A 24,433-nucleotide genomic window follows, 5' to 3' on the forward strand; every position below is an offset into this window, starting at 1 on the left:
CAAGGTCACTTGTACTCCCGCTCAGTCCACCACGGGAAATAATCCGGCATGTCGCTCGATACCTTGTTCTTGAACTGCGCGGGGCGCTTTTCCAGGAACGACACCACGCCTTCCTTCACGTCGTCGGAGCGGCCGCGGGCGTAGATGCCACGGCTGTCGACCTTGTGGGCTTCCATCGGGTCGTCAGCGCCCATCATGCGCCACATCATCTGCCGGATCAGCGCCACCGATACCGGCGCGGTCTTGGCCGCGAATTCCTTGGCGAGCGCGCGGGCGGTCGGCAGCAGATCATCGGGGGCCACGACCTTGCTGACGAGACGTCCTGCGAGGGCTTCCTGCGCCGGGAAGACGCGGCCCGAATAGCACCATTCCAGCGCCTGCGAGATGCCGACGATGCGCGGCAGGAACCAGCTCGAGGCCGCCTCCGGCACGATGCCGCGCTGGGAGAACACGAAGCCGAAGCGCGCCGCATCGGAGGCGATGCGGATGTCCATCGCGAGCTGCATGGTAACACCGATGCCGACCGCGGGACCGTTGACCGCGGCAATCACCGGTTTCAGGCATTTGAAGATGCGCAGTGTCACCTGGCCACCGCCGTCGCGCACCTGGGAATCACTGTAGTCGACCTTGCCGTCGGCGAAGCGCTTCACCGGTCCGCGACGCGCGTCGCGATCAAAGGTGTCCGCGCCCGACGAAAGATCTGCGCCCGCGCAAAACCCGCGACCGGCGCCTGTGACGATGATGGCGCGGACGTCATCGTCCTTGTCGGCGGCGTCGAACGCGTCGATCAGCTCTCCTTGCATCTGCGCGTTGAAGGCGTTGAGCTTGTCGGGCCGGTTCAGCGTGATGGTGAGGATCTGCTCGGCGACCTCGTATTTGATCGTCTCATACGCCATGGTGGTTTCCTTCCCTGTCCTGAATTCTGTCTCGAAGAGACGTCATGCATAGCCGCCAGCGTCCGTCTTGCGCGGACTGGGCATGTGGCGGCCAGTAAGAGAACGCGGATGGCCAGTCTAAACAACAAGCCCGGCCATGACGGAGTGTATCTAATTCGCCGGCGGGCTCGGCCAGGGCTTCTGCGGCCCGCGCAGGCTCTCGAAAGCCTTGGCCATGCCAAGCACGCCGATATCGTCGAAGCGGCGGCCGACGATCTGCACGCCGATGGGAAAACCCTTGGCGTCGAAGCCGCCGTTGATGGAGATCGCCGGATTCTCCGACATATTCCATGGCACGGTATAGGCAATGTGTTCGAACGGCTTCATGGGATCGTTGGTCGGCGAGGCCCACTCCGCCGGATAATTCACGTTCGGCGCGGTCGGCGAGATCACATAGTCGAGCTCGCAGAACAGCTTTGATGCCGCAGCGCGGATTGCCATGGTCTGGTTGAAGCCCCTGATGACGTCGACGCCCGAGAGCTTCGCGCCGGACTCGCCCCACTTGAAAATGTAGGGCAGCACCTTTGCCTGTTCGGCGGGCGTCAGCTTGGACAGATCGTCCCACATCCGTGCGCGCCAGAAGCTGTCGAGCCCGTCGAGCATCTCGCGCGTGAGGATGCCGTCGACCTCGGTGACGACGGCGCCTGCGGATTCGAACGCTTTCGCCGCCTTTACCGCGACCTCGCGCCCCGGTTTCTCCAGCGCCAGGCCAACGCCGGGATCGAGCATCAATCCGATGCGCAGTTTGCGCGGGGATTTCTCCGGCCCCTTCCAGTTGAGGGGCTCCGCTGGAAGGCTCATGCCGTCGCGCCGGTCGGGTTTTGCGATCACGCTCATCATCAGCGCGCAATCGTCAACGGTGCGGGTCATGGGGCCGGCGACGCGGCCGACATAGGTGGGATCGATCGGCACGCGGCCAAAGCTCGGCTTCAATCCGACGAGGCCGCACCAGCCCGCGGGCAGGCGGACCGAGCCGCCGATATCGGTGCCGAGATGCAGCGGACCATAGCCAGCCGCCGCAGCGGCGCCCGCGCCGGCGCTGGAGCCGCCGGGGTTCTTGGAGAGGTCCCAGGGATTGCGGGCGAGCGCGTGGAAGGAGGACAGCCCCGAGGACAGCATACCGTAATCGGGCATGGTGGTCTTGGCAAAGATGATCGCGCCGGCTTCGCGCAGGCGCGCGGCGGGCGGTGCGTCCTTCTCGGCCGGCACGAGCTTGACGCTGGCCGCGCCCAGCGGCACCGGCACGCCTTTGGTCGCGATGTTGTCCTTCACCGTCACCGGCACGCCGTCGAGCGCTCCGGACGGCTCGCCCCCGGACCAGCGCGCGGTCGAGGCCTTCGCGGTCTCGCGCGCGCCGTCGGGATCGAATGCATAAAGCGCCTTGAGGTGCGGCTCCCACGCGGCGACGTGCGCGAGCACGTCTTCCAGCACCTCGCTCGGCGAGAACTGCTTGGCGCGATAGCCCGCGATCAGATCGACCGCAGAGAGATCGTGCAGCGAGGTGACTTCCTCTTCGACACCCTTTTTATGCATGGGCACCCACCGGCATCCGGGTCTCGATGATCCGGGCGAACATGCTGGCACCGATCGGCAGGATCTTGTCGTCGAGCACGAAGCCGGGATTGTGCACGGGCACCGAGCCGTCGTGGCCGACCCAGAAATAGGCGCCGGGAATGGTTTGAAGCATGTCGGCGAAATCCTCGCTGCCCATCTTCGGCTGGGCGCGGGTGATCACGTTGGCGGGGTCGACGATGGTGCGCGCGACCTCCTCGACCACCTTGGACTGCTCGACCTGGTTGACCAGCACATCGAAGGTGTCGCGGATGTCGACGTCGATCACGCACTGATAGGCGCTCGCAATGCCGGCGCAGATCGTGCGAATGCGTTCGCTGATCAGGATGCGGACTTCTTTCGAGAAAGTGCGGATGGTGCCGCAAAGATGCGCTTCGCCGGGGATGACGTTGTACGCCGAACCGGCGTGAATCTGCGTGATCGAGACGACGGCGGCCTGCAGCGGCTCGACGTTGCGGCTGACGATGGTCTGGATCGCCTGCGCCAGCGTGGTCGCGATGATCACCGCGTCCTTGGAGCGTTCGGGCATCGCACCGTGCGCGCCGTAGCCAGTGATGCGGAGGTCGAAGAAGTCGGCGCTGGCCATCGCGGGGCCGGGCAGGATCGCGATCTCGCCGTGGTTGAGGTCGGGCGCGTTGTGCAGGCCGTAGAGTTCGTCGCAGGGAAATTTCTCGAACAGCCCGTCCTTGATCATCGCGCGGGCGCCGCCGAGACCTTCCTCGGCCGGCTGGAAGATCAGGTGCACGGTGCCGTCGAAGTTCCTGGTTTCGGCGAGGTAGCGCGCGGTGCCGAGCAGCATGGTGGTGTGGCCGTCATGGCCACAGCCGTGGAAGCGGCCGGGGATTTTCGAGCTCCATTTCAGATTGGTGTTCTCCTCCATCGGCAGCGCGTCCATGTCGGCGCGAAGCCCGATACGCTTGCCGCTCGAACCCTTGCCCTTGATGACTCCGATCACGCCGGTGCCGCCGAGACCGCGATGCACCTCGATGCCCCAGCTCTTCAGCTTGTCCGCGACGATTCCGGAGGTGCGCACTTCCTCGAAGCCGATTTCCGGATGGGCGTGAAGGTCGCGCCTGATAGCAGTGAGTTCGTCGGCATAGCCGTCGATGCGGTCGATCGTGGGCATGTGTTCTGTCCAGTTAGCGTGAGGAGGGAGTGAAAATCGGGCCGTTCGGCTTGATGCGGATGCCCGGCCGCAGGCGCGTCCATGGCAGCGTGGCTGTGTCCGCGGGCATCGCGCCGGGGGCGGCGCAGATCATCAGCTTTTCTGCGATCGGCTCGAAATCGGCGCGGAAGTGCACCGAGCTCTTGTTGACCAAAATCTTCTCTTCGGTCGGCTCGATGCCGACATAGCGGTACATTGCCTGATCGGCGAGCTGCGCCTTATGCGAGGATACGACGACCCGGACATCGCCGATGCGAAGGCAGGCCGACGGGCCCATCTCCATCTCGCGGCCGCCGTAGTAGGGACCGGGCGCGATGAAGCGGCCGTCCGAAAGTTTTTCGACGACGAAGGTCGCACGATAGGGCTCGTCGCCGGGAATGCCGGACTTGCCGCCGAGCGACAGCGTCACGGTGGCACCGGCGCCGGCTGCATGCGCGGCCTTGGCCGATTCCGGATCGTAGATCGCGCCGGTCGCGGCGCTGGCCTTGTTGCGGACCAGCGCGCGTAGCATGCCGGTGGTGTCGGAATCGCCGCCGGCGCCGGGATTGTCCTGGGTGTCGGCGATGATGATCGGCTTGCTGGCGCCCTTCGAGAGTTCCATCGCGTGGCGTACGCCGTCATCAGGTGACCAGATCTTGCCGTCGAAATCGTCCTCGTGGCTTTCGATCAGCTTCACGATCGCATCCGCCGCGCGGTCGGCATCGGCTTGCGTCTTGCCATAGGCGAACACGCTCGGCCCGCAATCGCGGAAATCGGCGGCGGGGAAGCCGGGGGCAAAGGACAGCGTCGGAACCGCGTCGCTCTCCAGCGCGGCAAGCTTTTCGTAGATGCGTTTGGTCGGCTGGTCGTTGGTGCACTGCCAGCTGATCGGAATCAGAAACGGCAATTGCCGGAAGGCCTTTGCGAAACGCCGCTGTGTCTTCAGAAGCAATGCGAGATGTTGCGCGCAGGCGCGGCCGGTCTCGGCCATGTCGACATGGGGATAGGTGCGGTAGGCGATCAGCGCGTCCGCATGCTCAATCATTTCGGGGGTGACGTTGGCGTGGAGATCGAGGCTGGTGACCAGCGGAATGTCCTTGCCGATGACGCGGCGCACGCGCGCGAGAATCTCGCCTTCGCCGTCGTCGAGATGTTCCGTGACCATCGCGCCGTGCAGATCGAGATAGACGGCGTCGATCGGGCCGGCGGCTGCAATGCCATCGACCATGACCTTCACGATGCGCTCGAAGGCGTCCTTGGTGACATGCGCCGAAGGGCTCGCGCCGCAGGCAATCGTTGGAATGAGTTCCCAGCCGTGGGCCTCGGCGCTGTCGACGAAACCGGCGAGGCCGACATTGATGCGGCGCATCACCTTCAGCACGTCGGGACCTTGCGTCATCGCCGGCCAGCCGCCGCCGTGCTGGAAGTCCGCGAACGTCGCCTTCGTCGGAGCGAAGGTGTTGGTCTCGTGCAGGAAGCCGCCGACGGCGATACGTGTCATCAACTCAAGTCCAGCAATTGAAAGTGCGCGACGTTAGCCCTGTGCTTGCGGCGAGAGCAAGCCGGGAAGCAATCGCGCCGCGCATGGCGTCAAGCCGTTTTGGGAATGCTTGTCGCAACCACCGTCATTGCGAGCGAAGCGAAGCAATCCAGAATCCCTCCGCGGGGACAGTCTGGATTGCTTCGCTGCGCTCGCAATGACGAGGCGAGAGACTAGGCGCTGGCCGCCGCGCCCTCGGCCACCGGCCGGAAGTTCGCAAAATCCCAGCCGCGGCCTGGCGCTGCCTCGAGCAAGGCTCTGGTGTACGCCTCCTTCGGATGCGTCAGCACTTCGGCGGCCGGACCCTGCTCGACGACGCGGCCGTGTTGCATCACCATGACCTCGTCGCAGATCTGTGCTGCGACGCGTAGATCGTGAGTGATGAACAGGATGGCGATGCCGAGCCGCTGCTGGATCTCGTCGAACAGTTCCAGCACCTGCGCCTGCACGGAGACGTCGAGGGCGGAGACCGCCTCGTCCGCGACCAGCACGTCGGGATCGAGTGCGAGCGCGCGGGCGATCGCAATGCGCTGACGCTGGCCGCCGGAGAACTGGTGCGGATAGCGCGCGACCGCATCGGCGGGCAGGCCGACCAGCTCGAGCAATTCGCGCGCACGCTTCGTTGCGTCGGCATGCGACACGCCGTAATTGATCGGGCCTTCCGCGATGCTTTCGCCGACGGTGACGCGCGGGTTGAGCGAGCGGTAGGGGTCCTGGAATACGATCTGGATCTTCTTCCGATGCGGCTGCAACAGCCGCCGCGAAATGTCCGAGATCTCGCGGCCGGAGAGGCGCACGCCGCCCGAAGTCGGGTCGATCAGGCGGACGATGCAGCGCGCCACGGTCGATTTGCCTGAGCCGCTCTCGCCGACGATGCCGAGCGTGCGGCCCTTGCGCAGCGTCAGCGTGACCTTGTCGGCAGCGACGACTTCGCGGCCTTTACCGAAGAACGCGCGCTCGCGGTAGACCTTCCCAAGCTCGTTGGCTTCCAGCACCACCGGTTCCTTGGTCTCAAGCCGTGCCGCGCGCGGCACCAGGCTCGGCACTGCGGAAAGCAGGTTGCGGGTGTACTCCATGGTCGGATTGCGCAGGATGGAATCCAGCGTTCCGGTCTCGACCAGTCGGCCCTGCCGCATCACGGCGACGCGGTCGGCGATCTCGGCGACCACGCCCATGTCGTGGGTGATGAACAGCACGGCGGTTCCGTGATCGCGCTGGAGGTCGCGGATCAGGGTCAAGATCTGCTTCTGCGTGGTGACGTCGAGTGCGGTGGTCGGTTCGTCCGCAATGAGCAGCTTCGGTTCGAGCACGAGCGCCATCGCGATCATGATGCGCTGGCGCTGACCGCCGGAGAGTCGGTGAGGGTAGGAGGCAAAGATACGCTCGACCTGGGGCAGGCGCACCTGCTCCATCATGTCGAGGATACGCTTCTTGCGCGCCTTCGCGTCGAGTTTGGTGTGCGCGCGCAGGACTTCGTCGATCTGACGGCCGACCGGCATCACCGGATTGAGTGCCGTCATCGGCTCCTGGAAGATCATCGCCATTCGGGTCGCGCGGAGCTGCCGCAGGCGGCGGTCGGTCGCGGTGAGAATCTCCTCGCCGACCAGCTTGACGCTGCCGCCGGTGGGAACGAGCGTGCCCTTCGGCAGCAGACCCATCGTGGTCAGGGAGGTCACCGACTTGCCTGAGCCGCTTTCGCCGACAAGGCACAGCGTCTCGCGCTCGTGCACCTGGATCGAGATGCCGTCGAGGATGTTTGCAGCATTCGGCTTCTTGCCGACGGACACGACGAGGTTGTTGATGTCGAGGATGGGGCTGGTCATCACTTGATCGGTCATCATTTGCCTTCCCGCTGCTTCATGCGCGGATCGAGTGCATCGCGGGCGGCGTCGCCGATCAAATTGATGCTGAGGATGGCGATCGAGAGCAGCAGGCCCGGCCAGAAGATCAGCGTCGGCTTGAGCTGGAAGTACTGACGGCCCTCGGCCATGATGTTGCCCCAGGTCGGCGTCTCCGGCGAGATGCCGGCGCCGAGGAAGGAGAGGATGGCCTCAGTAAGGATCGCGGACGCGCAGACGTAACTGCCCTGCACGATCAGAGGTGCGATCGTGTTCGGCATCAAATGCCGCCACATGATCTTTGGCAGGGATGTGCCGACCGAGATCGCCGCTTCAACATAGGGCTCTTCGCGCGCCGACAGCACGACCGAACGCACCAGGCGTGCCACGCGCGGAACTTCGGGGATCGTGATCGCGATCAGCACCGTCCAGAGGCTGGCGCCGGACAGCGACACCACGGCGATTGCCAGCAGGATGCTCGGCATTGCCATCAGGCCGTCCATGATCCGCATCATGACGGAATCGACCAGCTTGAAGAAGCCGGAGACGAGGCCGATCGCCAACCCAATGACGATCGACATGATCGCCGAGCCGATGCCGATCAGAAGCGAAATGCGTCCGCCATACATCACGCGCGACAGCAGGTCGCGGCCATAGGCGTCGGTGCCGAGCAGGAATTGCGCCGAAGAGGGCTTCAGCCGCTGCGAGGGCGCAAGCTGGATCGGATCATACGGCGCGATCAACGGCGCCAGGATCGAGATCAGCACAACCAACACCAGGCAGATGGTCGCCGCCGCGATGATCGGCGTCGAGGTCAGGAATCCGAGGCGCGGTCGCAGCGGCGACGTGATCGGGATGGAGGACTGGGGAAGGGTATCGACCGACATTTTTGTTGTTATCCTTAGCCCTAGTACCGGATCCGGGGATCGAGCAGCGTGTAGGCGACGTCGATCAGGAGATTGACGACGACATAGATCAGCGACGTCAGCAAGATCATCGCCTGGATCACCGGATAGTCGCGCGCCAGCACCGCATCCACCGTGAGGCGGCCGATGCCGGGGATGTTGAACACGCTCTCGGTGACGACGACCCCGGAGATCAAAAGCGCAAAGCCGGTGCCGATCACCGTGATCACGGGCACGGCCGCGTTGCGCAGCGCGTGCCGCATCATCACGGCGACTTCGTTGATGCCTTTTGCCCGCGCGGTGCGGACGTAGTCCTCCCCGAGCACGTCGAGCATCGCCGCGCGCGTCATGCGCGCGATCAACGCGATATAGATGAAGGACAGCGCACAGGTCGGCAGGATGATGCGCTCGAAGAACGGCCCAAACCCGTTCGAGATGCTGCGGAAGCCCTGCACCGGCACCCAGCGCAGGTCGATCGCGAAGACCTCGATCAGGATGTAGCCGACCACGAACACCGGCACCGAGAAGCCGAGCACGGACAGGCCCATCACGAAGCGGTCGATCCAGGTGCCGTGCTTCCACGCCGCGATCACACCTAGGGGAACCGCGACGATGACGGCGAGGATGATGGTCGACAGCGCGATCGAGATCGACGGCTCGACCCGCTGGCCGATCATCTTCATCACCGGAAGGTTGGAGATGAGTGACGTTCCGAGATCGCCATGCAGCAGCTTGTTCAGCCAGGTGATGAACTGCACGATCAGCGGCTCATTGAGCCCGAGCGAGGTGCGGATGCGCTCGAGCCGCTCCGGCGTGGCGTTGTCGCCGGCCAGAATCGCGGCGGGATCGCCCGGGGTGAGGCGGAGCAGGAGGAAGACGAACAGCGCCACCACGCCCATCACAGGCACGGCGGCGAGAATTCGGCGAAGGAGATATCCGAGCAAGTTGGATCCCGTCAGATGAGAGTCAAATCAGAGACAGCGGCTGGAGCCTGGGGTTCTGCCACCAGCCTAACATTTCAGCAATTCCCATGCCATCCGGGCCACCGTTTTTGCAGTGCGGTCAACTTGTTTCGGTGATCTGGCCCGGTTTTGGCGATGTGGCTCGCGCCGTTACTCCAGAGTCGCGAGCAGCCCCGCCATCAGCCGGCCGCGTTCGACCAGACTTTCAACCTCGATATACTCTTCGAGCGTGTGGCCGTTGCCGCCACGCACGCCCAGGCCGTCGAGAGTCGGGATGCCCATTGCGCCCGTGAAATTGCCGTCGGAGCCGCCGCCGGCGCTCGCATGCGGCAGTTCTGCGCCAAGCGACTTGGCGATCCCGCGCGCCCTTTCATACAGCGCCATGGTGCCGGCATCGGGCTCCCAAACCGGACGTGTCACGCCGCGCGTCACCTTGAAGGTGACATCATTGGTTGTACCGGAGAGCGCCAGCATCCTCTCGACGCCGCGATCGAGGTCAGCCTGGCGCTTGGCCATCGAAAGCGCTTCGCCGGTGGCGGTCGTGGCAACGCAATTGACCCATTGACCCCCATGCACGACGCCGACCGAAAACGTGCAGTCTTCGCCCGTCATCGCATCGATGGCGAGGATTTGCCGCGCCATCTCGCGAATCGCCGAGCGGCCCGCCGACAAGGTCGCGCCGGCGTGGCTGGGCCGGCCGGTCGCCTCGAGATTGAAGCGCGCGATGGCGCAACGTCCGGCGGTGACGCCGTTGTCGGCGCGGCCGGGCTCCGGCACCAGCACGTATCTGTTGCGCGCGGCTTCCGCCTCGATGATATCGCGCGTGGAGGGTGTGCCGACTTCCTCGTCGGGCGTGAACAGCACGGTGATCGGCAGTGGCGTCGTGAACGAGGCGCGGGCCAGTTGGCGGATGGCTTCCAGCGAAAGATAATTGCCGCCCTTCATGTCGTAGATGCCGGGGCCGTAGCACTTGCTGCCCTCGCGGCGCCATTTCAGCTTCTCGATGGTGCCCGTGGGGTGGACCGTATCCATGTGTCCGGCGATCAGGATGCCCGGTTCGCCCTGCTTCGGATGCGGAAAGCGGGCGCGGATCACGCCGCCAAAGCCCTGGAGACCGGCGATGCGCTCGATCGTCGCACCCATGATCGCCATCTCCCGCGCTGCGATATCGAGCATGCGGTTCACGGCGCTCGCGTCCCAGGTCGGGCTTTCGCATTCCACCCAGCCGCGCAGACCCTGTAGCATCGCTTCGGAATCGAAGGGAAGATTGGCTGGATTCATCTCAATGTCTCTCCAATGTCTCTTGGGCTTTGGAACATGGAACGCGCATTGCATCGGCGCGGGGCAGGACAGGCGGAGAGTGTTGTAGAGCCAAACCGATCCTTGTGGAGTCCGTGTGCGCGCCGCTTGGGCTTGCAGCGAAACCGGATTGACGCGCTCGGCACCGTCTGCAAGTCTCGAAAAGATAAAGGCATTGCATGAGGTTAGTTCGCCTAAAGAACGAACCGGATGCTCAATCAATAACCTGCCTTTGAACAGTTTCACGTCAGGAGAACTTTTTATGTTTAAGTTGATGCGCCGGGGGCCTCGCGCGTTCGCCTCCAAACTTGCGCTTTCGGTCGTCGCGCTTTCGACCGCACTGGCCTCGCCGGTGCTTGCGGCCGGCAAGACCATCACGGCGGTGATGCATTCGGATCTGCGCATCATCGATCCGATCTTCACCACGGCCTACATCACGCGTGACCATGGCTACATGATCTACGACACGCTCGTGGCGCCCGATTCGAACTTCAAGATCCAGCCGCAGATGGCGGACTGGAAGATCTCCGACGACAAGCTCACCTACACGTTCACGCTGCGCGACGGCCTGAAGTGGCATGACGGTGCGCCGGTGACGGCGGAGGACTGCGTCGCCTCGCTCAAGCGCTGGGCCGCAGTCGATGGCATGGGCCAGAAACTGCTCGACTTCACCGCCAGCATCGAGCCGACCGATGCCAAGACCATCACGCTGAAACTGAAGGAGCCCTACGGCCTCGTGCTCGACTCGATCGGCAAGCCGTCCTCCCGCGTTGCCTTCATGATGCCGAAGCGCCTCGCCGAGACGCCGCCGGACAAGCAGATCCCCGAGCAGATCGGTTCGGGGCCCTTCAAGTTCGTGCAGTCGGAATTCCAGCCGGGCGTGAAGGCGGTCTACGTCAAGAACACCGATTACGTGCCGCGCAAGGAGCCGTCGAGCTGGACCTCCGGCGGCAAGGTGGTGAAGGTCGACCGCGTCGAGTGGATCACCATGCCGGACTCGCAGACCGCGGTGAACGCGTTGCAGTCGGGCGACGTCGACTTCGTGGAAAATCTGCCTTACGACATGCTCCCGTTACTGGAAGCGAACAAGGACATCACGATCGAGGTCTCGAACAAGTTCGGTTTCCAGACGCTCGGCCGGATGAACTTCCTTTATCCGCCGTTCGATAATGTCAAAGTGCGCCGTGCTGCCTTTCTGGCGATAAACCAGAAGGACGTTCTCGACGCGCTCGTCGGCAACGCCAAATATCAGAAGGTCTGTGGCGCCTTCTTCGTGTGCGATACGCCGTTCGCGACGGAGGCCGGTGCCGAGACCCTGGTGAAGGGCAACGGCATGGCCGAAGCCAAGAAGGCGCTCGCCGAATCCGGCTATGACGGCACCCCGATCGTGATCATGGCCCCCGGCGATGTCACGACGCTGAAGGCGCAGCCGATCGTTGCGGCTCAGTTGCTGCGCGAGGCCGGCTTCAAGGTCGACCTGCAAGCGACCGATTGGCAGACGGTGGTGAGCCGCCGCGCCAGTCAGAAGCCTCCGAAAGAGGGCGGCTGGAACATGTTCTTCACCAACTGGGTCGCGGCCGACGTCTCCAACCCGATCGCCAATCTCTCGATCGGCGGCCAGGGCAAGAAGGGCTGGTTCGGTTGGGCCGAGAACGCCAAGATCGAAAAGCTCAAGGACGACTTCGTTCGCGCCGCCTCGCTCGACGATCAGAAGAAGATCGCCGCTGACATCCAGAAGGAAGCCTATGAGCAGGTGATCTACATCCCGCTGGGGCAGTATCTCCTGCCGAGCGGCTGGCGCAAATCGCTGACCGGCGTGCTCGACGGTCCCGCGACCCCGCTGTTCTGGAACGTCGACAAGTCGGAGTAGGGCAAAGGCCCTTCCTTTCGTCCGGATCATCATGCGGCGCCGCTGTCATCAGCGGCGCCGCTCTTTTGCCAGTCTCGGTCCTTTGTTGACCTTACGCCGGCTGAGAAAGCGGATGCTTTCAACGTTCCCAGTCTGCGATCATTGCTATTTGTTTCGATCCAGAACTAGATGTGTCGTGCTCGCGCATCATCTTCCTTCCTCCATTTGATTCCAGTGCCGATCGATTTTGCATTCCAGGCGATGGCCGAACGGTCCGATCGCGCGCCGGCACGATGGCGCCGGCCATTCCGGCGTTGGCTCGATGGCCATGAGACGGGCTGGGCCGTGCCGCTTCTCGTCGCCTGCTTCGTCGGGATCTGGACGCTCTATCTGGCAGTCGCCTATGCCGGCAGCGGTCTGCACCCCGATACGCTGGAGGCCTGGACGCTGGGGCGGCATTTCGCGTGGGGCTATCCCAAGCATCCGCCATTGACCGGCTGGGTTGCCGCGAGCTGGAGCGCCATTTTTCCGCTCACCGACTGGTCGCTGCAATTGATGGCGATGGCCAATGCCGGGCTTGCGCTGGTCTTCGTTGATCGGATCGCGCGGCAATTCGTGACGGGGCACAAGCGCGTCCTGGTGCTGTTGCTCCTGATGCTGACGCCGGCCTATCAATTCCATGCCCAGCGCTTCAACGCCAATGCGGTGCTGCTGGCCGTCTGGCCACTGGCGACCTGGTGCTTCCTGCGCGCATTCGAGACCCGAGCGGCGTCGTGGGCGGTTGCCGTGGGATGCACGACGGCACTGGCCATGGTCGGCAAATATTATTCGATCTTCCTTGTCGCGAGCTTCACGTTTGCCGCGCTGGCGCATCCGGCGCGACGCGCCTATTTCACTTCCGCCTCGCCCTGGATTTCGGTCGTCGTCGGGCTTGCGGCGCTGTCACCGCATCTTCATTGGCTCGCGACCACGGGGGCATCGACCTTCACCTACGCGCTGAACCATGCCAACGGCACTGCGGCGAGTTCTGCTGCTGATGTCAGGAACTTCCTTTTGGGCCTGTTGGCGGCCATGAGTGTGTCAGCCGTCAGCTGGGTATTAATCGCCGGCACGCGGCTGAAGCAGTTTCCGGACGATTTCGCGGCGATGAATCCGGGCCTGCGGCTCCTCTTTTGCGTTGCCGTCGGCACGATTGCGCTGCCGGTCCTGATCTCGCTCGTGATGGGCACCGATCTGCCGTCGCTGTGGGCTTTGCAAGGGTTGTTTCTGTTCGCCATTCTCGTGGTCTGCGGCACAAATTATTCAATCGAGCGCTTTTACACCGTCAACCTCACCGTGGTCGTGGCCGTTGTCGCGCTCACGGCCGTCCTCGTCGCCGCGCCGACCCACGCGGTCTATCGCAACGATCACGGGCGCAATTTCTACGCGCAAGCGGCGAGCCGATTGACACGCGAGTGGCGCGAACTGACGGACGAGCCGCTCGCCGCCGTCAGCGGCGACGATTCACCGGCCTTCGCGACAGCCTTCTACAGCCCGGACCACCCGCACCACGTGCGGCCGTTCGAGGATCAATATCCCGGGGGCTTGCCGCACAAGACGACGCTGGAGCGCGGCTGGGCCGCGCTCTGTTTTCGCGATCAGGATGATTGCAGCCGGTGGATGGACTCGGTGGCCGGGCGCGCCGAGCATTTCATCAGGCGGGAACTTATCATACAGGCGCAGCTATGGGGCCGGCCCGGTCTCACGCGGGAAGTGGTTGTGCTGATGGTGCCGCCCCGTGGAAGCGGCGCGGCACCCGAAGGCATTGCGGACGATTTCAGCGCCAGCAGGCGCGCAACGGAATAGGCGTCTTGCTCAGCAGTGGCTGTCGCGGACCCGCTCGAGCCCTTCACTCACGAATGGCACGGTGACGGCGGTCTTTTCGGCGCTCGACGGCGTGCGTTCCGTCTCCGCCCGTTCCGCGGCGTCGTGGTCTTTACGGTGTTTCGGTTCCATTGAAGCGCCCTTTCAAATTGTTGCAGTACAACATCGAGAGCGCCACGGAGTTCCTCAGCCGATGGCGCGATGATGCGGCCTGAACAACCGTCCTCTCTCCACCACCAGCACGATCGCGAGCGCGGCGAGGGACGACACGAAGAAGCCGACCGAGAACGGCAGCAACGTGCCGTCGAAGCTTTGTCCGATGGCCATGCCGACGGCGATGCCGATCAGCGTGGTGATCGAGCCGTAGAGCGAGGACGCCGTGCCGGCGATGTGGCCCTGCGGCTCCATGGCGAGTGCAGTGAAGTTGGCGACCATCATGCCGAACGAGAACATCATCAGCGCCGAGAGCACCATGAACAGGGGAAGCGGCAACGCGGCGAGGCTTTCCGTCAGCAGCATCACTCCCGCCACCGCGGTGTAGAGCGTCAGCGCGCCGTGCGAGATCACGCGCATGCCGAGGGTCCCGACGAATCGCGCATTGAGAAAGCCGGCAATGGCGGTGCCGGCCGCGATCCCGGCGAAGGCGAGCGGAAAATAATGGCCGAGGTGATAGATGCCGACAAAAACTTGCTGAGCCAAAAATACGTAGGCGAACAGCGCGCCCATGACGCTACCGGCGGCGAGCGCATAGCCGAGGGTTTGGCGATGGGTCACGGTCTGCCAGTAGGCCGTGAGCACGTCGGCCGGCGCAAGCGACCTGCGTTCGCTCTCAGGCAGGGTCTCCGGAAGCCGCAGCACGGACCATGCAAGCGCGAGCAGCCCGTAGAGCATCAGCACGACGAAGATGCCGCGCCATTGCGTCACCAGCAGCACCGCCTGTCCGAACGAAGGGGCGATCACGGGGACGGCGATGAAGATCATCATCGCAAGCGACATCACGCTCGCCATGCGGCGGCCGACGTAACAGTCGCGCACGATCGAGGTCGCGATCACGCGAGTCGCCGAGGTACCGAAACCCTGCAGTGCGCGTGCCAGCAGCAGCGTCTCGAACGACGGCGCCGCAATCGCCAGCACGCTTGCCACCGCATAGACCGCCATCCCGCCGAGCAGCACCGGGCGGCGGCCAAAGCGATCCGACAGCGCGCCCATGACGAACTGCCCCGCGCCAAAGCCGATCAGGAAGGTCGACAGCACCAGCTGAAGATGGTTGGCGACGGGGATATTGAAGGCCGACCCGATATTGGGCAGTGCCGGGAGCATCATGTCCATCGCAAGCGGATTCAGCGCCATGATCGACGCGATCACGATGACGAATTCGGGGAAACCCATGGGACGGTGTCCCGAGGACACCCAGTCGTCGGCATTGACGTCGGACAAGAAGCTCACCTCTGATTTGAGGCCCTTATCTATCTTCAATGCTGCGTTGCACAAGCAACGTTTCGGGATGGCTGGCAGGCGGTGCAGGAGCAGACAGGAATTGATGAGGTATCAGCGCTCGCGGCCGCCGCGCGCGGCGGGATCCTCCGCGCAGCTTTCGTGGTGCGGGCAGCCGGGGTCGAACCGGCACAGCGCTTGCGCGCCGAGGGATTTTAAGTCCCTTGCGTCTACCAATTCCGCCATGCCCGCTTGATCCAACGAGATCAGCCACTTAAGTCCCTTGCCGGCGGTCTGGAATTGGCATTTGCAGGCCGGAGGGTGGTTCTTCCTTAGGCGAGCCGGCGGCACAAGGCAAAGCCTCAATCCGGACATCTGTTGTTGCTTTAGGCATTCTCAATCGACGGGGACTATTCATCCGGCATGTCAGCTTTGATCCAATATCGCCTGCGCCCGTGCTGCGTGGTCGCCGCGCTGCTCGCGGCCGGCTTCGCGCTGTCCGGCTGCGCCGGCATGAGCGAGACGGTCGCTCCGGCCTTTGCCGATCCCGCCAAGTACGAATTGTACGATTGCAAGCAGCTTGAAGGCGAGCGCAAGTCGATCGCCAACCGCACCGGCGATTTGCAGAGGCTGATGGACAAGGCACAGACCGGCGCGGGCGGCGCCGTGGTGTCGGAGCTTGCCTATCGCAACGACTACATCGCGGTACGCGGGCAGGCGCAGATGGCCGATGACGCTTGGCGCCGCAACAAGTGCCGGGAAACGCCCCCCGAGGCGACGCCGGCCGCCGCGGCGCCCGCTGCCAATCCTGCCCCGATCAAGCCTGGCCCGAAATCGACAAGAGCCGTGCGCTGAAACTAGCGCCTCGCGTCAGGGCCGCCAGCCGTAGATCCAGTCCTGCCGTGCCAGCATGCGTTCCGGGCCGAGGGCGCGGACCGCAAGATCGCGCGCGTAAGCGAGCGGCCCACTGAAATGATAGATGCGGCCCTGCTGCCGAGCGGTCCGCTGCACCCGCCGCACGCGCGCCTGGCGCGTCCGGCCGTATTGTCTCAGCGCTGCCGTGATGCCCGCGGTGGTCTCGGCGATCTCAGGGCTCAAATGCTGCGCGAGCACCGCGGCGTCCTCGATCGCCATGCCGGCGCCCTGGGCCGAAAACGGCAGCATCGCATGCACGGCGTCGCCGAGCAGCGCGACCGGGCCTTTACTCCAGGGGCAGTCGTCGGGGACGCCGAACAGCGCCCATTTCCGCCAGCTGTCGACTGTGGCGAGCATCATGCGCGCCGGCGGCGGCCAGCGCGGCGCGGCGAAGGCGTCCAGCACTTCGCGGGGATCGCCGGGCGTGCTCCAGCCCGGCCTGTTCCAGGTGCCCGGCAGCACCGCGACCACGTTGATCTGGCGTCCGCCCGCGATCGGGTAGGCGACGAGATGGGCATTCGGGCCCATCCAGAGCTGGACCCGGCGCGCTGTGTAGTCCTTCGGCAGTTGCGTGGCATCGAGCGTACCGCGCCAGGCAATCAGCCCGGAGAAGCGCGGCTGCACCTCGGGGAATAGATGCTGGCGCACCGTCGACCAGATACCGTCGGCGCCGATCAGCGCACTGGCGAGATCGCTGCGCCGGATCGTGCCGCTGCGATGAACCACCGTCAGCCCCTTGGCGTGAGGCGCGACGTCTTCGAAGGTCGCGCCGAGTTTCAGGTCGATATGGGGATGGTCGGAAACTGCGCCGGCGAGGGCGGATTGCAGGTCGGCGCGGTGCACCACCCAATAGGGGGCGCCGGCGCGCTCGGCGGCGGCTTCTCCCAGCGGCATGCGCAAAAGCTCACCGCCGGCCCGCGCGCTCATGATCGAGACTGCCTCCGGGATCACGGCGCGCAACTTGAGGCGCTCGGTGAGGCCGAGCTCGACCAGCACGCGGCTGGCGTTCGGGGAGAGTTGCAGACCGGCGCCGACTTCCTCGAGCCGCTCGGCCTTTTCCAGCACGATGATGCGGAAGCCGCGGGCCGCGAGCGCAAGCGCAGCCGTCAGTCCACCGATGCCGGCACCGGCGATGACAATCGTTCGGGAGAGCGCCACCCCTGGCCGATGGAAGCGGTCAGGCCACCTTGTCCTTCAGGACGCATTCCGGCGGACGGGCTTCGCCCGCCTTCAGGTCGGCGGCGAAACGGTACAGAGTCGAGCAGTACGGGCAGATGATCTCGTTGTCGTTGCCGAGGTCGAGGAAGACGTGCGGATGATCGAACGGAGGGTTGGCGCCCACGCACATGAACTCTTGCGAGCCGATCTCGATGACGGGGACACCGGCATCGTTGTGGAAGTGCGGGACGACATGGTCGGACATCGTACTCATCCTGGAGTGGCAATGGCGGCAGACACAATCACGACTGCCGCGGCATTATTAAGGCGCCGCGGACCATACTGGTGGGTGGAGATGATTGCTAGTCCAGCGGAACCGAAAGCTCCGCAATGCCCCATGCTCATTTGCTCATGCAAATTCGACACAATCTTGCGGCCTGAGAGAAGCCCTTCTTTCGTCGGGGACGTTGTGTCGCAATTTTGGCATACTATGTCTGTGGACGAGCGTAATTGCGACGAAAGACAACCGTTAGGCGTCAACGATCTCAGGACCGTCCAGGCTCTCCGCATGAAGTGGTTGCGAATCAGCACAGCGTTGACCGGTATCGCGGCATGCGGCTTCCTGCTCGCGCAGGTAGCACCGCACGCCCGCGAGGCCGGGGCGATTCTGGCCGCCCAGGACGATCCCGCCGCGCTCTCAGAGATCAAGCTCGACGCGCTGCTGCGGCACAACGACCGCCTGATTCAAGACAACATCGAGGTCGCGCTCGCATCGGGCGATGCCGATCTTGCCGACAGTTTTGTCGCACTGGCGCGCGACCGCAACATCGCGCTGCCTGACGACCTCCCGAGCCGTGTCGGTGACGCGGTCAAAGCCGAAAACTCCACCTCGCATTTCGCAAAACGGTTTGCCACCGGTCTCGTTACCGGCAACGCGGATGATGTTGCGAGCTTGTCGGGAACCGTGGCCGGCGATCTCTTCGTCATCGGCGACATCAGGGACGTCGTCCGCGAGGGCAAGCACCTCGCCATGGGCGAGGAGACCGATCGCCTGGTGCTGGGCCTTGCGGCCGCGGGTCTCGCGGTCACGGCCGTGACCTACGTCTCCGTCGGCGGTGCCGCGCCGGTTCGCGCCGGGCTGACGCTGGTGAAGGACGCGCGCAAGGTCGGCCGGCTCGGCGAGGGACTAGCGGCATGGGCCGGCCGGTCCGCGCGCGAGGTCGTCGATACGCCGATGCTCCAGAACGCGGTTGCCTCCGGCTCGGTGCTGCGGCCGGGCCAGACCTTGAGCGCGATCAAGGCCGCGTTCCGCGCCGAGAAGGCCGGCGCGCTGGTTCGGCTCGGCAAGGATGTTACGCGCGTGGTCGAGAAGACCGGCACGCGCGGCGCGACGGATAGCTTGCGCATCGCTGAAGGTCCCAAGGACGTCGCACGCGCGGCGCGGCTCGCGGAAGCGCAGGGCGGCAAGACGCGCGCGATTCTGAAGCTGCTCGGCCGCGGCGCGCTGCTGCTGATCGGCGGGGCGTTCAATCTTGCACTCTGGCTGTTCGGTGCGGCGTTGACGCTGCTCGGCCTGTTGTCCTCGATCAAGGCGACGACGGAGCGCCTGACCCAGGCCTGGTGCGATCGCAGACGGGCGCGGCGACTTCGCCGGGCGCGGATCGCCGCCGAAGCCGTTCTGGCAAGCCCTGCCATCACGGCCTAAGATACCTCTTCCCCTCAAGATTGCGGAACTGATGATGCCGAGCTTTCACAACGGCGCCGTTGAAATTGCCTATCTCGACGAAGGCGAGGGCGATCCGATCATCCTGGTGCACGGCTTTGCCTCCAGCAAGAACGTGAACTGGGTCTATCCGACCTGGGTCTCGGAGCTGCGCAAGAACGGCCGCCGTGTCATTGCGCTCGACAATCGCGGCCATGGCGAAAGCGCAAAGCTCTACGAGCCCGCGCAGTACTCCATCCCGACCATGGCCGGCGACGTGCTCGCGCTGATGGATCACCTCGCCATCCCGCAGGCCGATCTCATGGGCTATTCGATGGGCGGACGGATGACGGCCTGGCTCTCCCTCAACGAGCCGCAGCGCCTGCGTTCGGCAATCCTCGGCGGCATCGGCATCGGCGGCCTGATCGAGGGCACCGGGCCCGGGGAGAACGTCGCGAAGGCGCTGGAAGCGCCCTCGCTCGACGACGTCTCCGATCCCGTCGGACGCACTTTTCGTGCTTTTGCAGACCAGACCCGTTCCGACCGCAAGGCGCTGGCCGCCTGCCTGCGCGGCACGCGCGATCTCATGACGAAGGACGAAGCCGCGCGCATCGACGTGCCCGTGCTGATCGCGGTCGGCAGCACCGACGACGTCGCGGGTTCGGCCAGCGCACTCGGTGCCATCATCCCGGGTTCGGAAGTGCTCGATATTCCCGGTCGCGATCACATGCGCGCAGTCGGCGACAAGGTCTACAAGACTGGCGTGCTCGATTTCCTCTCACGCCGCGCCTGAGGCGATGAGGCGGTTTCAGCTATCCTGAAATGTCTCGTTACAGTGGGCCATCCACTCCCTTCGGCAACCGTCCATTCCTGTACCTAGGGATCGGGGTTCGCTAAGGGCGCATATGAGACTCAACTCGAAGCCACAGCTTTATCGAGGTCAATCGGAGACTTGCAATTCCGATCCGTCCAACTGCGCACGGGCTCCGTCGGCGCGTCGCGCAGCCCGGTAACGGCCGGGCGACTGACCAATGTGCCGGTGAAACAACTTCGAAAACGCCGCTGCAGTCTCGTAACCGATCCGGTTGGCAATCCGTGCGATCGGTTCGTCGCTGGTTTCCAGCAGGAACGCCGCCTCCGCCATCCGGCGTTCGATCACATAACGTTGCATGGGCTGGCCCACGAGCCTAGTGAAGCGCGCCGAAAATGCCGAGCGGCCGAGCCCGACGCGACGGCCTAGGTCGCTCAGCGTCCAAAGCTGCTCCGGACTTTCGTGAATCAGCTTCAGCGCCGGTCCGATATGGGGGTCAGAAATGGCCCCGATCCAGCCGCCTTGCCCGGGACTGAGAGACGCGATCCAGCTTCGCAGCACCTCGACGAAGAGCACTTCCGTCAGTCGTGAAAGCGCGACGCCTTGGCCAGGACGCTCGAGCGCGGACTCGCTCATCATGCGGCGCAGGATGGCTTCAAGCCAACCACGGTCGGACGTCGGCTTCAGCAAGAGCACGGGTGGAAGCAACTCCAGCACGCTGCCAAACGTCGGCCGCGACACCGTGAAATTGCCGCAGAGCATGGTCGAGAGCGGCTTTGCACGGCTGCCGTGACGAACGAATCCGAGGCGTGGCGACGACCGTTCGATATCCACGATGCGCAAAGGCTCGGCCCGGCGATCCGAATAAAACACATGGGGCTCGCCACGTGTGATGACGACAAAATCGCCCCCGGTGATCTGGATTTCCTCTCCCTGTTCGAGCGCGAGGGTCGCTGAACCTTGGCTGAGATAGTGAAACAGGGCGTAGGGGCGCGCCGGCAACTCAAGATGCCAGGGATGGCCGAGCTCGAAGTGAAAGAGCAGCGTCCCGCCGAGACGAACCCGATCGAGCACCTGGGTGAGTATATCCATCCCCCGAGACTAGAACCGCGGACGATCGGACACAAGACACGGACGATTGGTCCCTATCGTCCGAGAGGTCCACGGAATACGTCATGCCACGGCGGGCCGACCGGACGTGCGGCAACCATTTCGCCAACGGCAGATGGAAGAACCGCGACCTTGCTGGAAACGCCTGTCCATTCCCCCGGACTACTTTCGTCCGACATGCCAACAGGAACAAACAATGCGAACTATTCTCCTCTCAGCCGCCACCGTCCTCCTGGCCGGAACGACGTTGGTCGGAGCCGTACATTCCGCCGAACTGCCCAAGGGGGCAGCGCACAATGTCGTGCTCGTGCACGGCGCCTTCGTAGACCAGACGAGCTGGCAGCCGGTTGCCGATATTCTCACCAAGAAAGGCTACAACGTCACGCTCGTCGAAAATCCACTCACTTCGCTCGCCGCCGACGTCGATGCGACCAAACAGGCGCTCGCGAAGCAAGCCGGCAGGACCGTTCTGGTCGGCCACTCATGGGGCGGCGTGGTGATCACGCAAGCCGGCAACGATCCCAAGGTTTCGGCGCTGGTTTATGTGTCCGCCTTTGCGCCGGAGGTCGGTGAATCCCTGGCGTCGCTGGCAAAGGCCGGTCCGCCGACCGAAGGCGGCAAGGCGATCCACCCCGATGCGAAGGGCAATCTGTACATCGATCCAAAGGTGTTTCCGTCAGCCGTCGCGGCTGACCTTCCTCCGGAGATCGCCGCGCACCTGGCCAACTCGCAGCTTCCGCTGAACCACGTTGCATTCGAAGCCCCGGTCGACGTTGCGGCCTGGCATGACAAGCCGACGTTCTACGTCATCAGCACGAAGGACAAAGTCCTCGCGCCCGAGGCCCAGAAGTCGTTCGCGGCCAGGATCCACGCCCAGACGACGGAAGTCACCGGCAGCCATGCCTCGCTCGTCGTCCATGCGAAGCAGGTCGCTGAGGTGATCGAAAAAGCCGCCCTCACGAGGTGACGGTGCCGCTCCCGGCGCTGTGGCGCCGGGAGCCCGCGCGCTCCCGCTCGACCATTTTAAGCCAGGCATCCGTAGAGTGCTGAAACGTCCTGACGACACTTCAGCTCACGGACGTGAACACCTCCAATCGCGGAACGCAACAAGTGTTGTCATGATGTGAGCGACGCATTGGAATGGACATTCCTGCATGTATAAGGCACTTCTTGTCACCCTCACTGCTGTGGCTCTTACCACCGTGTCTGCCGCGTCTGCTCCCGCCGTCAGCAGAGAGCCGCTGAATGCTGCGACGCTCAGCGCAATCAAATCGAAGTTCGGAAGGCTGATGAAATTGGCAAACAAGCATGATTTCAAGGCTCTGCATCGGATGTTCTGGCAATCGCCCTCGGCCCTTTTGGTGGCCAAGAGCGCGATCCCGTCCGAGGGAAACTGGGCCGGCTTTTGGGGTAACGCCGCGATTGATCAATAGCTGCATGATATCGGTAGCCCGGTCCGGTCGTACTCGAGCCAGATTTTTCGAAGCTCAGGGTTGTCGGCCTGACGCGCGACGTCGCCGAGTCCTATGTGCCGATGAACATCACCGTCTCTTATGCGGGGCAAGATGGAACAGCCAGGCCGTTTCTCATGATCAGCAACTGGCTTCGCGTCGGGAAGGACTGGAGGGTCGCTTCCGAAATCATTCTTCCGGTGCCGGCGGCACCGGCACAAAGAGCTAGCCGCGGAACGCCTCAGTTGTTGTACGGCACTGACCGTCTCGCACTTGGGTCCGTTTTCACGCAGCCGGCTGACTAACGGCTGGTCGTGCTCATGCCACCGCCCCGCCGCGTGTGCCGATTTGCGGGGGCGATGAAGGGCTCCAACACCCTTGAGAACCAACGATGCGCTGGTCTTACTGGATAAACGCGATCGCTGCTCGGACGAAACCAGGCACGATGGCGCTTCACCCCAATCTCACCGCGCTTTGCTGTCTTCCCCAAGGCGGCGCGCCAGCGCCATCAGCACGGTGAAGGTCGCAACCCACACCATCCGCGCGCCATAGCGGTCGTGCGGGCCGGAGATCACGCCGCAGATGAAGGCGTTGCCGAGCAGCGCCAGCGTGATGGTCGCCGCCAGCAAGGTCAGGTCGTCGAGCCGGCGGTTCGCGAGGGCATGCGCCAGCAGCGCGACCAGCGCCAGCATCGAGGCCAGCGCGACGGGAACGTGCAGCCAGTTGATGGTGTCGAAATCGAGTCCCCAATTCTGCTGGCGCGCGGCGCGCATCGGCGCGGCCTGCGAGGGGACATAACGTTCGATGATGCCGCGGGTGTGCGGGATCCAGCCATTGGTGCCTTCGCCGGTCGCCACATGCAGCAATTGCTGGCCCAGCGCCTGCAAGGCCGCGCCGGCCTGCCAAGCCGGATAGTCGGCGAGCGAACCCACGACGATGGTGCCCATCTCGTCGTTCATGCCTTCGAAGCGGCCGAGCGTGTTGAACATGCTCTTGCCCCACAGGAATTCGTCGGCGCTCGCCGGCAATTGGTCGCGATAGGGGCAGAGCTTGAGTTTTTCGCGTGGGCAATGGTCATTGAGATAACGCGCAACGATGCCGTCCTGCATCATGCGGCCGAAGGCGACGCCGGTGCCGCCGGGCGTCCATGTCCACTTGCCCGACAAGGCATGGTTCGCCGACACCAGCATCAGGCCGCCAGCGAGGATGGTGAGGCTCGCTTGGGCCAATCCGGCGATCGGAAGCCGGGGCCCCAGCAACGGCCGCGCCATCCAGCCGGCGATGCAGAGCCCGAGCAGCACGCCGAGCGTGGCGCTGTGGGTCGCGGCGGCAAAGGCCGTGAAGACGAACAGCGAGATTTTTTCGAGCGCCGAGGTCCGCGGCCCGCCGACGACCAGCAGGAATAGCGACAGCACCGACAGGCCTGCAAAAATGTCGGTGAGCAGCATGCTCGCAAGCCAGGGCAGCGCAGTCGACAGGATCAGGAGCAGGCTGATCACGACGAAACGGAACGTCTGCATCATCGAGAGCACGCGCAAGGTGAGTTGCAACAGCCACAGCGTGGCCAGCGACTGGACCGCGAGGTTGATCCAGAACCCTGAACTTTCGCCATAGTGCAGATAGATGCCGAACACGGTGGAGCGGCTCGGGACGAGATAGCCCTCGTACCAGCGCGCCAGATAGCCTCCGGTATCCCATTGCAACAGCGGATAGCGGTTCCAGAATGCCGGCGCGATCAACAGGAGCGGCAGGGCGATGGCGGCGAGCCGCAGCCAGAGTGAGCCCGCGGCGCCCGCGCGCGCATGATCGGTGGTGATGGTCAAATCCGCTCCGTCCTCACTCGGACCATGCCCGCAATTACCGTTGAGGCGGAATTCACCAATAGTTTGACGCCGCCCGGCTTGAATTTGGCGAAACCCTGACCATTTTGAGCCGACCTTGCCGC

At 64.2% G+C, this 24,433-nt stretch carries 20 protein-coding genes, 1 tRNA gene and 1 pseudogene; 7 read left to right on the forward strand and 15 right to left on the reverse strand.

From position 1 onward, the window contains the following. Positions 1–5 precede the first annotated feature (5 nt). The 8 genes from IVB07_RS14690 to IVB07_RS14725 all read right to left on the reverse strand — a co-directional run bounded on the left by IVB07_RS14690 (position 6) and on the right by IVB07_RS14725 (position 10,177). A complete protein-coding gene (locus tag IVB07_RS14690; protein ID WP_085351100.1) occupies positions 6–896 on the reverse strand; it encodes a crotonase/enoyl-CoA hydratase family protein in 891 nt (296 codons plus the stop codon). Positions 897–1,046: 150 nt separating this feature from the next. Beyond that, the gene (locus IVB07_RS14695; protein WP_204511611.1) at positions 1,047–2,468 is read right to left on the reverse strand and encodes an amidase; all 1,422 of its coding nucleotides are present in this window, start codon (positions 2,466–2,468) and stop codon (positions 1,047–1,049) included. After that, entirely contained in the window at positions 2,461–3,633 is a 1,173-nt protein-coding gene (locus IVB07_RS14700; RefSeq protein WP_085351102.1) for a M20 aminoacylase family protein, read from the reverse strand. The genes IVB07_RS14695 and IVB07_RS14700 overlap by 8 nt, the downstream gene beginning before the upstream one ends. Before the next feature lie 13 nt (positions 3,634–3,646). Then, positions 3,647–5,152: a M81 family metallopeptidase gene (locus IVB07_RS14705; protein WP_247299781.1), complete on the reverse strand. Its 1,506-nt coding sequence runs from the start codon at positions 5,150–5,152 to the stop codon at positions 3,647–3,649. A 212-nt stretch (positions 5,153–5,364) separates the two neighbouring features. Beyond that, entirely contained in the window at positions 5,365–7,014 is a 1,650-nt protein-coding gene (locus IVB07_RS14710) for an ABC transporter ATP-binding protein (protein ID WP_247299806.1), read from the reverse strand. 14 nt (positions 7,015–7,028) lie between these two features. Further along, a complete protein-coding gene (locus IVB07_RS14715) occupies positions 7,029–7,916 on the reverse strand; it encodes an ABC transporter permease (RefSeq protein ID WP_085351104.1) in 888 nt (295 codons plus the stop codon). 20 nt (positions 7,917–7,936) lie between these two features. Further along, positions 7,937–8,878, reverse strand: coding sequence for an ABC transporter permease (locus IVB07_RS14720; protein WP_007602533.1), 942 nt, complete (start codon positions 8,876–8,878; stop codon positions 7,937–7,939). Between the two features lie 168 nt (positions 8,879–9,046). Beyond that, on the reverse strand, positions 9,047–10,177 hold the full coding sequence (locus IVB07_RS14725; protein WP_247767731.1) for a M20/M25/M40 family metallo-hydrolase: 1,131 nt from the start codon (positions 10,175–10,177) through the stop codon (positions 9,047–9,049). A 280-nt stretch (positions 10,178–10,457) separates the two neighbouring features. On the opposite strand from IVB07_RS14725, the gene IVB07_RS14730 reads away from it, so the two are divergent. Both IVB07_RS14730 and IVB07_RS14735 read left to right on the forward strand, forming a co-directional pair. Continuing rightward, positions 10,458–12,065, forward strand: coding sequence for an ABC transporter substrate-binding protein (locus IVB07_RS14730; RefSeq protein WP_247767732.1), 1,608 nt, complete (start codon positions 10,458–10,460; stop codon positions 12,063–12,065). Between the two features lie 240 nt (positions 12,066–12,305). Then, positions 12,306–13,889 (forward strand): glycosyltransferase family 39 protein, encoded by a 1,584-nt coding sequence (locus IVB07_RS14735; protein WP_346658292.1) that lies wholly within the window; start codon positions 12,306–12,308, stop codon positions 13,887–13,889. Positions 13,890–13,898: 9 nt separating this feature from the next. On the opposite strand, the gene IVB07_RS14740 is transcribed toward IVB07_RS14735, so the two are convergent. From IVB07_RS14740 to IVB07_RS14750, 3 genes are all read right to left on the reverse strand, one after another. Next, positions 13,899–14,039, reverse strand: coding sequence for a hypothetical protein (locus tag IVB07_RS14740; RefSeq protein ID WP_247361954.1), 141 nt, complete (start codon positions 14,037–14,039; stop codon positions 13,899–13,901). A 54-nt stretch (positions 14,040–14,093) separates the two neighbouring features. Beyond that, positions 14,094–15,344: a multidrug effflux MFS transporter gene (locus tag IVB07_RS14745; RefSeq protein WP_247767733.1), complete on the reverse strand. Its 1,251-nt coding sequence runs from the start codon at positions 15,342–15,344 to the stop codon at positions 14,094–14,096. A 160-nt stretch (positions 15,345–15,504) separates the two neighbouring features. Further along, positions 15,505–15,593, reverse strand: a tRNA-Leu gene (locus tag IVB07_RS14750). 171 nt (positions 15,594–15,764) lie between these two features. Between IVB07_RS14750 and IVB07_RS14755 the strand changes: the two genes are divergently transcribed. Beyond that, positions 15,765–16,196, forward strand: a complete 432-nt coding sequence (locus IVB07_RS14755) for a twin-arginine translocation pathway signal (protein ID WP_247361955.1) — start codon at positions 15,765–15,767, stop codon at positions 16,194–16,196. A gap of 15 nt (positions 16,197–16,211) precedes the next feature. Here the strand turns inward: IVB07_RS14755 and IVB07_RS14760 are convergent, their stop codons facing one another. Beyond that, positions 16,212–17,414: an FAD-dependent monooxygenase gene (locus IVB07_RS14760; protein ID WP_247361957.1), complete on the reverse strand. Its 1,203-nt coding sequence runs from the start codon at positions 17,412–17,414 to the stop codon at positions 16,212–16,214. 19 nt (positions 17,415–17,433) lie between these two features. Continuing rightward, the gene (locus tag IVB07_RS14765) at positions 17,434–17,679 is read right to left on the reverse strand and encodes a zinc-finger domain-containing protein (protein ID WP_007602543.1); all 246 of its coding nucleotides are present in this window, start codon (positions 17,677–17,679) and stop codon (positions 17,434–17,436) included. A 303-nt stretch (positions 17,680–17,982) separates the two neighbouring features. Between IVB07_RS14765 and IVB07_RS14770 the strand changes: the two genes are divergently transcribed. Beyond that, positions 17,983–19,119, forward strand: a complete 1,137-nt coding sequence (locus IVB07_RS14770) for a hypothetical protein (protein ID WP_247361959.1) — start codon at positions 17,983–17,985, stop codon at positions 19,117–19,119. A 34-nt stretch (positions 19,120–19,153) separates the two neighbouring features. Then, complete coding sequence (locus tag IVB07_RS14775) at positions 19,154–19,909, forward strand: alpha/beta hydrolase (RefSeq protein WP_085396325.1); 756 nt, start codon at positions 19,154–19,156, stop codon at positions 19,907–19,909. Between the two features lie 147 nt (positions 19,910–20,056). On the opposite strand, the gene IVB07_RS14780 is transcribed toward IVB07_RS14775, so the two are convergent. Next, positions 20,057–21,019: an AraC family transcriptional regulator gene (locus IVB07_RS14780; protein ID WP_018455327.1), complete on the reverse strand. Its 963-nt coding sequence runs from the start codon at positions 21,017–21,019 to the stop codon at positions 20,057–20,059. 214 nt (positions 21,020–21,233) lie between these two features. Here IVB07_RS14780 and IVB07_RS14785 point away from each other — a divergent pair, with 214 nt between their 5' ends. Together IVB07_RS14785 and IVB07_RS14790 are read left to right on the forward strand one after the other, a co-directional pair. Further along, the gene (locus IVB07_RS14785; RefSeq protein ID WP_026232924.1) at positions 21,234–22,004 is read left to right on the forward strand and encodes an alpha/beta hydrolase; all 771 of its coding nucleotides are present in this window, start codon (positions 21,234–21,236) and stop codon (positions 22,002–22,004) included. Positions 22,005–22,191: 187 nt separating this feature from the next. Beyond that, positions 22,192–22,793: pseudogene (locus IVB07_RS14790) on the forward strand (hypothetical protein). 159 nt (positions 22,794–22,952) lie between these two features. Here IVB07_RS14790 and IVB07_RS14795 read toward each other — a convergent pair. Further along, a complete protein-coding gene (locus tag IVB07_RS14795) occupies positions 22,953–24,311 on the reverse strand; it encodes a hypothetical protein (RefSeq protein ID WP_247361961.1) in 1,359 nt (452 codons plus the stop codon). Positions 24,312–24,433 lie beyond the last annotated feature (122 nt).

The organism is Bradyrhizobium sp. 172, assembly GCF_023101065.1.
Lineage (GTDB): Bacteria > Pseudomonadota > Alphaproteobacteria > Rhizobiales > Xanthobacteraceae > Bradyrhizobium > Bradyrhizobium canariense_D.

Excerpts from the sequence above, each read along its gene's own strand:
- IVB07_RS14690 (WP_085351100.1), bottom strand. The coding sequence starts at position 896 with ATGGCGTATGAGACGATCAAATACGAGGTCGCCGAGCAGATCCTCACC.
- IVB07_RS14695 (WP_204511611.1), bottom strand. The coding sequence starts at position 2,468 with ATGCATAAAAAGGGTGTCGAAGAGGAAGTCACCTCGCTGCACGATCTC.
- IVB07_RS14700 (WP_085351102.1), bottom strand. The coding sequence starts at position 3,633 with ATGCCCACGATCGACCGCATCGACGGCTATGCCGACGAACTCACTGCT.
- IVB07_RS14705 (WP_247299781.1), bottom strand. The coding sequence starts at position 5,152 with ATGACACGTATCGCCGTCGGCGGCTTCCTGCACGAGACCAACACCTTC.
- IVB07_RS14710 (WP_247299806.1), bottom strand. The coding sequence starts at position 7,014 with ATGACCAGCCCCATCCTCGACATCAACAACCTCGTCGTGTCCGTCGGC.
- IVB07_RS14715 (WP_085351104.1), bottom strand. The coding sequence starts at position 7,916 with ATGTCGGTCGATACCCTTCCCCAGTCCTCCATCCCGATCACGTCGCCG.
- IVB07_RS14725 (WP_247767731.1), bottom strand. The coding sequence starts at position 10,177 with ATGAATCCAGCCAATCTTCCCTTCGATTCCGAAGCGATGCTACAGGGT.
- IVB07_RS14730 (WP_247767732.1), top strand. The coding sequence starts at position 10,458 with ATGTTTAAGTTGATGCGCCGGGGGCCTCGCGCGTTCGCCTCCAAACTT.
- IVB07_RS14735 (WP_346658292.1), top strand. The coding sequence starts at position 12,306 with ATGGCCGAACGGTCCGATCGCGCGCCGGCACGATGGCGCCGGCCATTC.
- IVB07_RS14740 (WP_247361954.1), bottom strand. The coding sequence starts at position 14,039 with ATGGAACCGAAACACCGTAAAGACCACGACGCCGCGGAACGGGCGGAG.
- IVB07_RS14755 (WP_247361955.1), top strand. The coding sequence starts at position 15,765 with ATGTCAGCTTTGATCCAATATCGCCTGCGCCCGTGCTGCGTGGTCGCC.
- IVB07_RS14765 (WP_007602543.1), bottom strand. The coding sequence starts at position 17,679 with ATGTCCGACCATGTCGTCCCGCACTTCCACAACGATGCCGGTGTCCCC.
- IVB07_RS14770 (WP_247361959.1), top strand. The coding sequence starts at position 17,983 with ATGAAGTGGTTGCGAATCAGCACAGCGTTGACCGGTATCGCGGCATGC.
- IVB07_RS14775 (WP_085396325.1), top strand. The coding sequence starts at position 19,154 with ATGCCGAGCTTTCACAACGGCGCCGTTGAAATTGCCTATCTCGACGAA.
- IVB07_RS14780 (WP_018455327.1), bottom strand. The coding sequence starts at position 21,019 with ATGGATATACTCACCCAGGTGCTCGATCGGGTTCGTCTCGGCGGGACG.
- IVB07_RS14785 (WP_026232924.1), top strand. The coding sequence starts at position 21,234 with ATGCGAACTATTCTCCTCTCAGCCGCCACCGTCCTCCTGGCCGGAACG.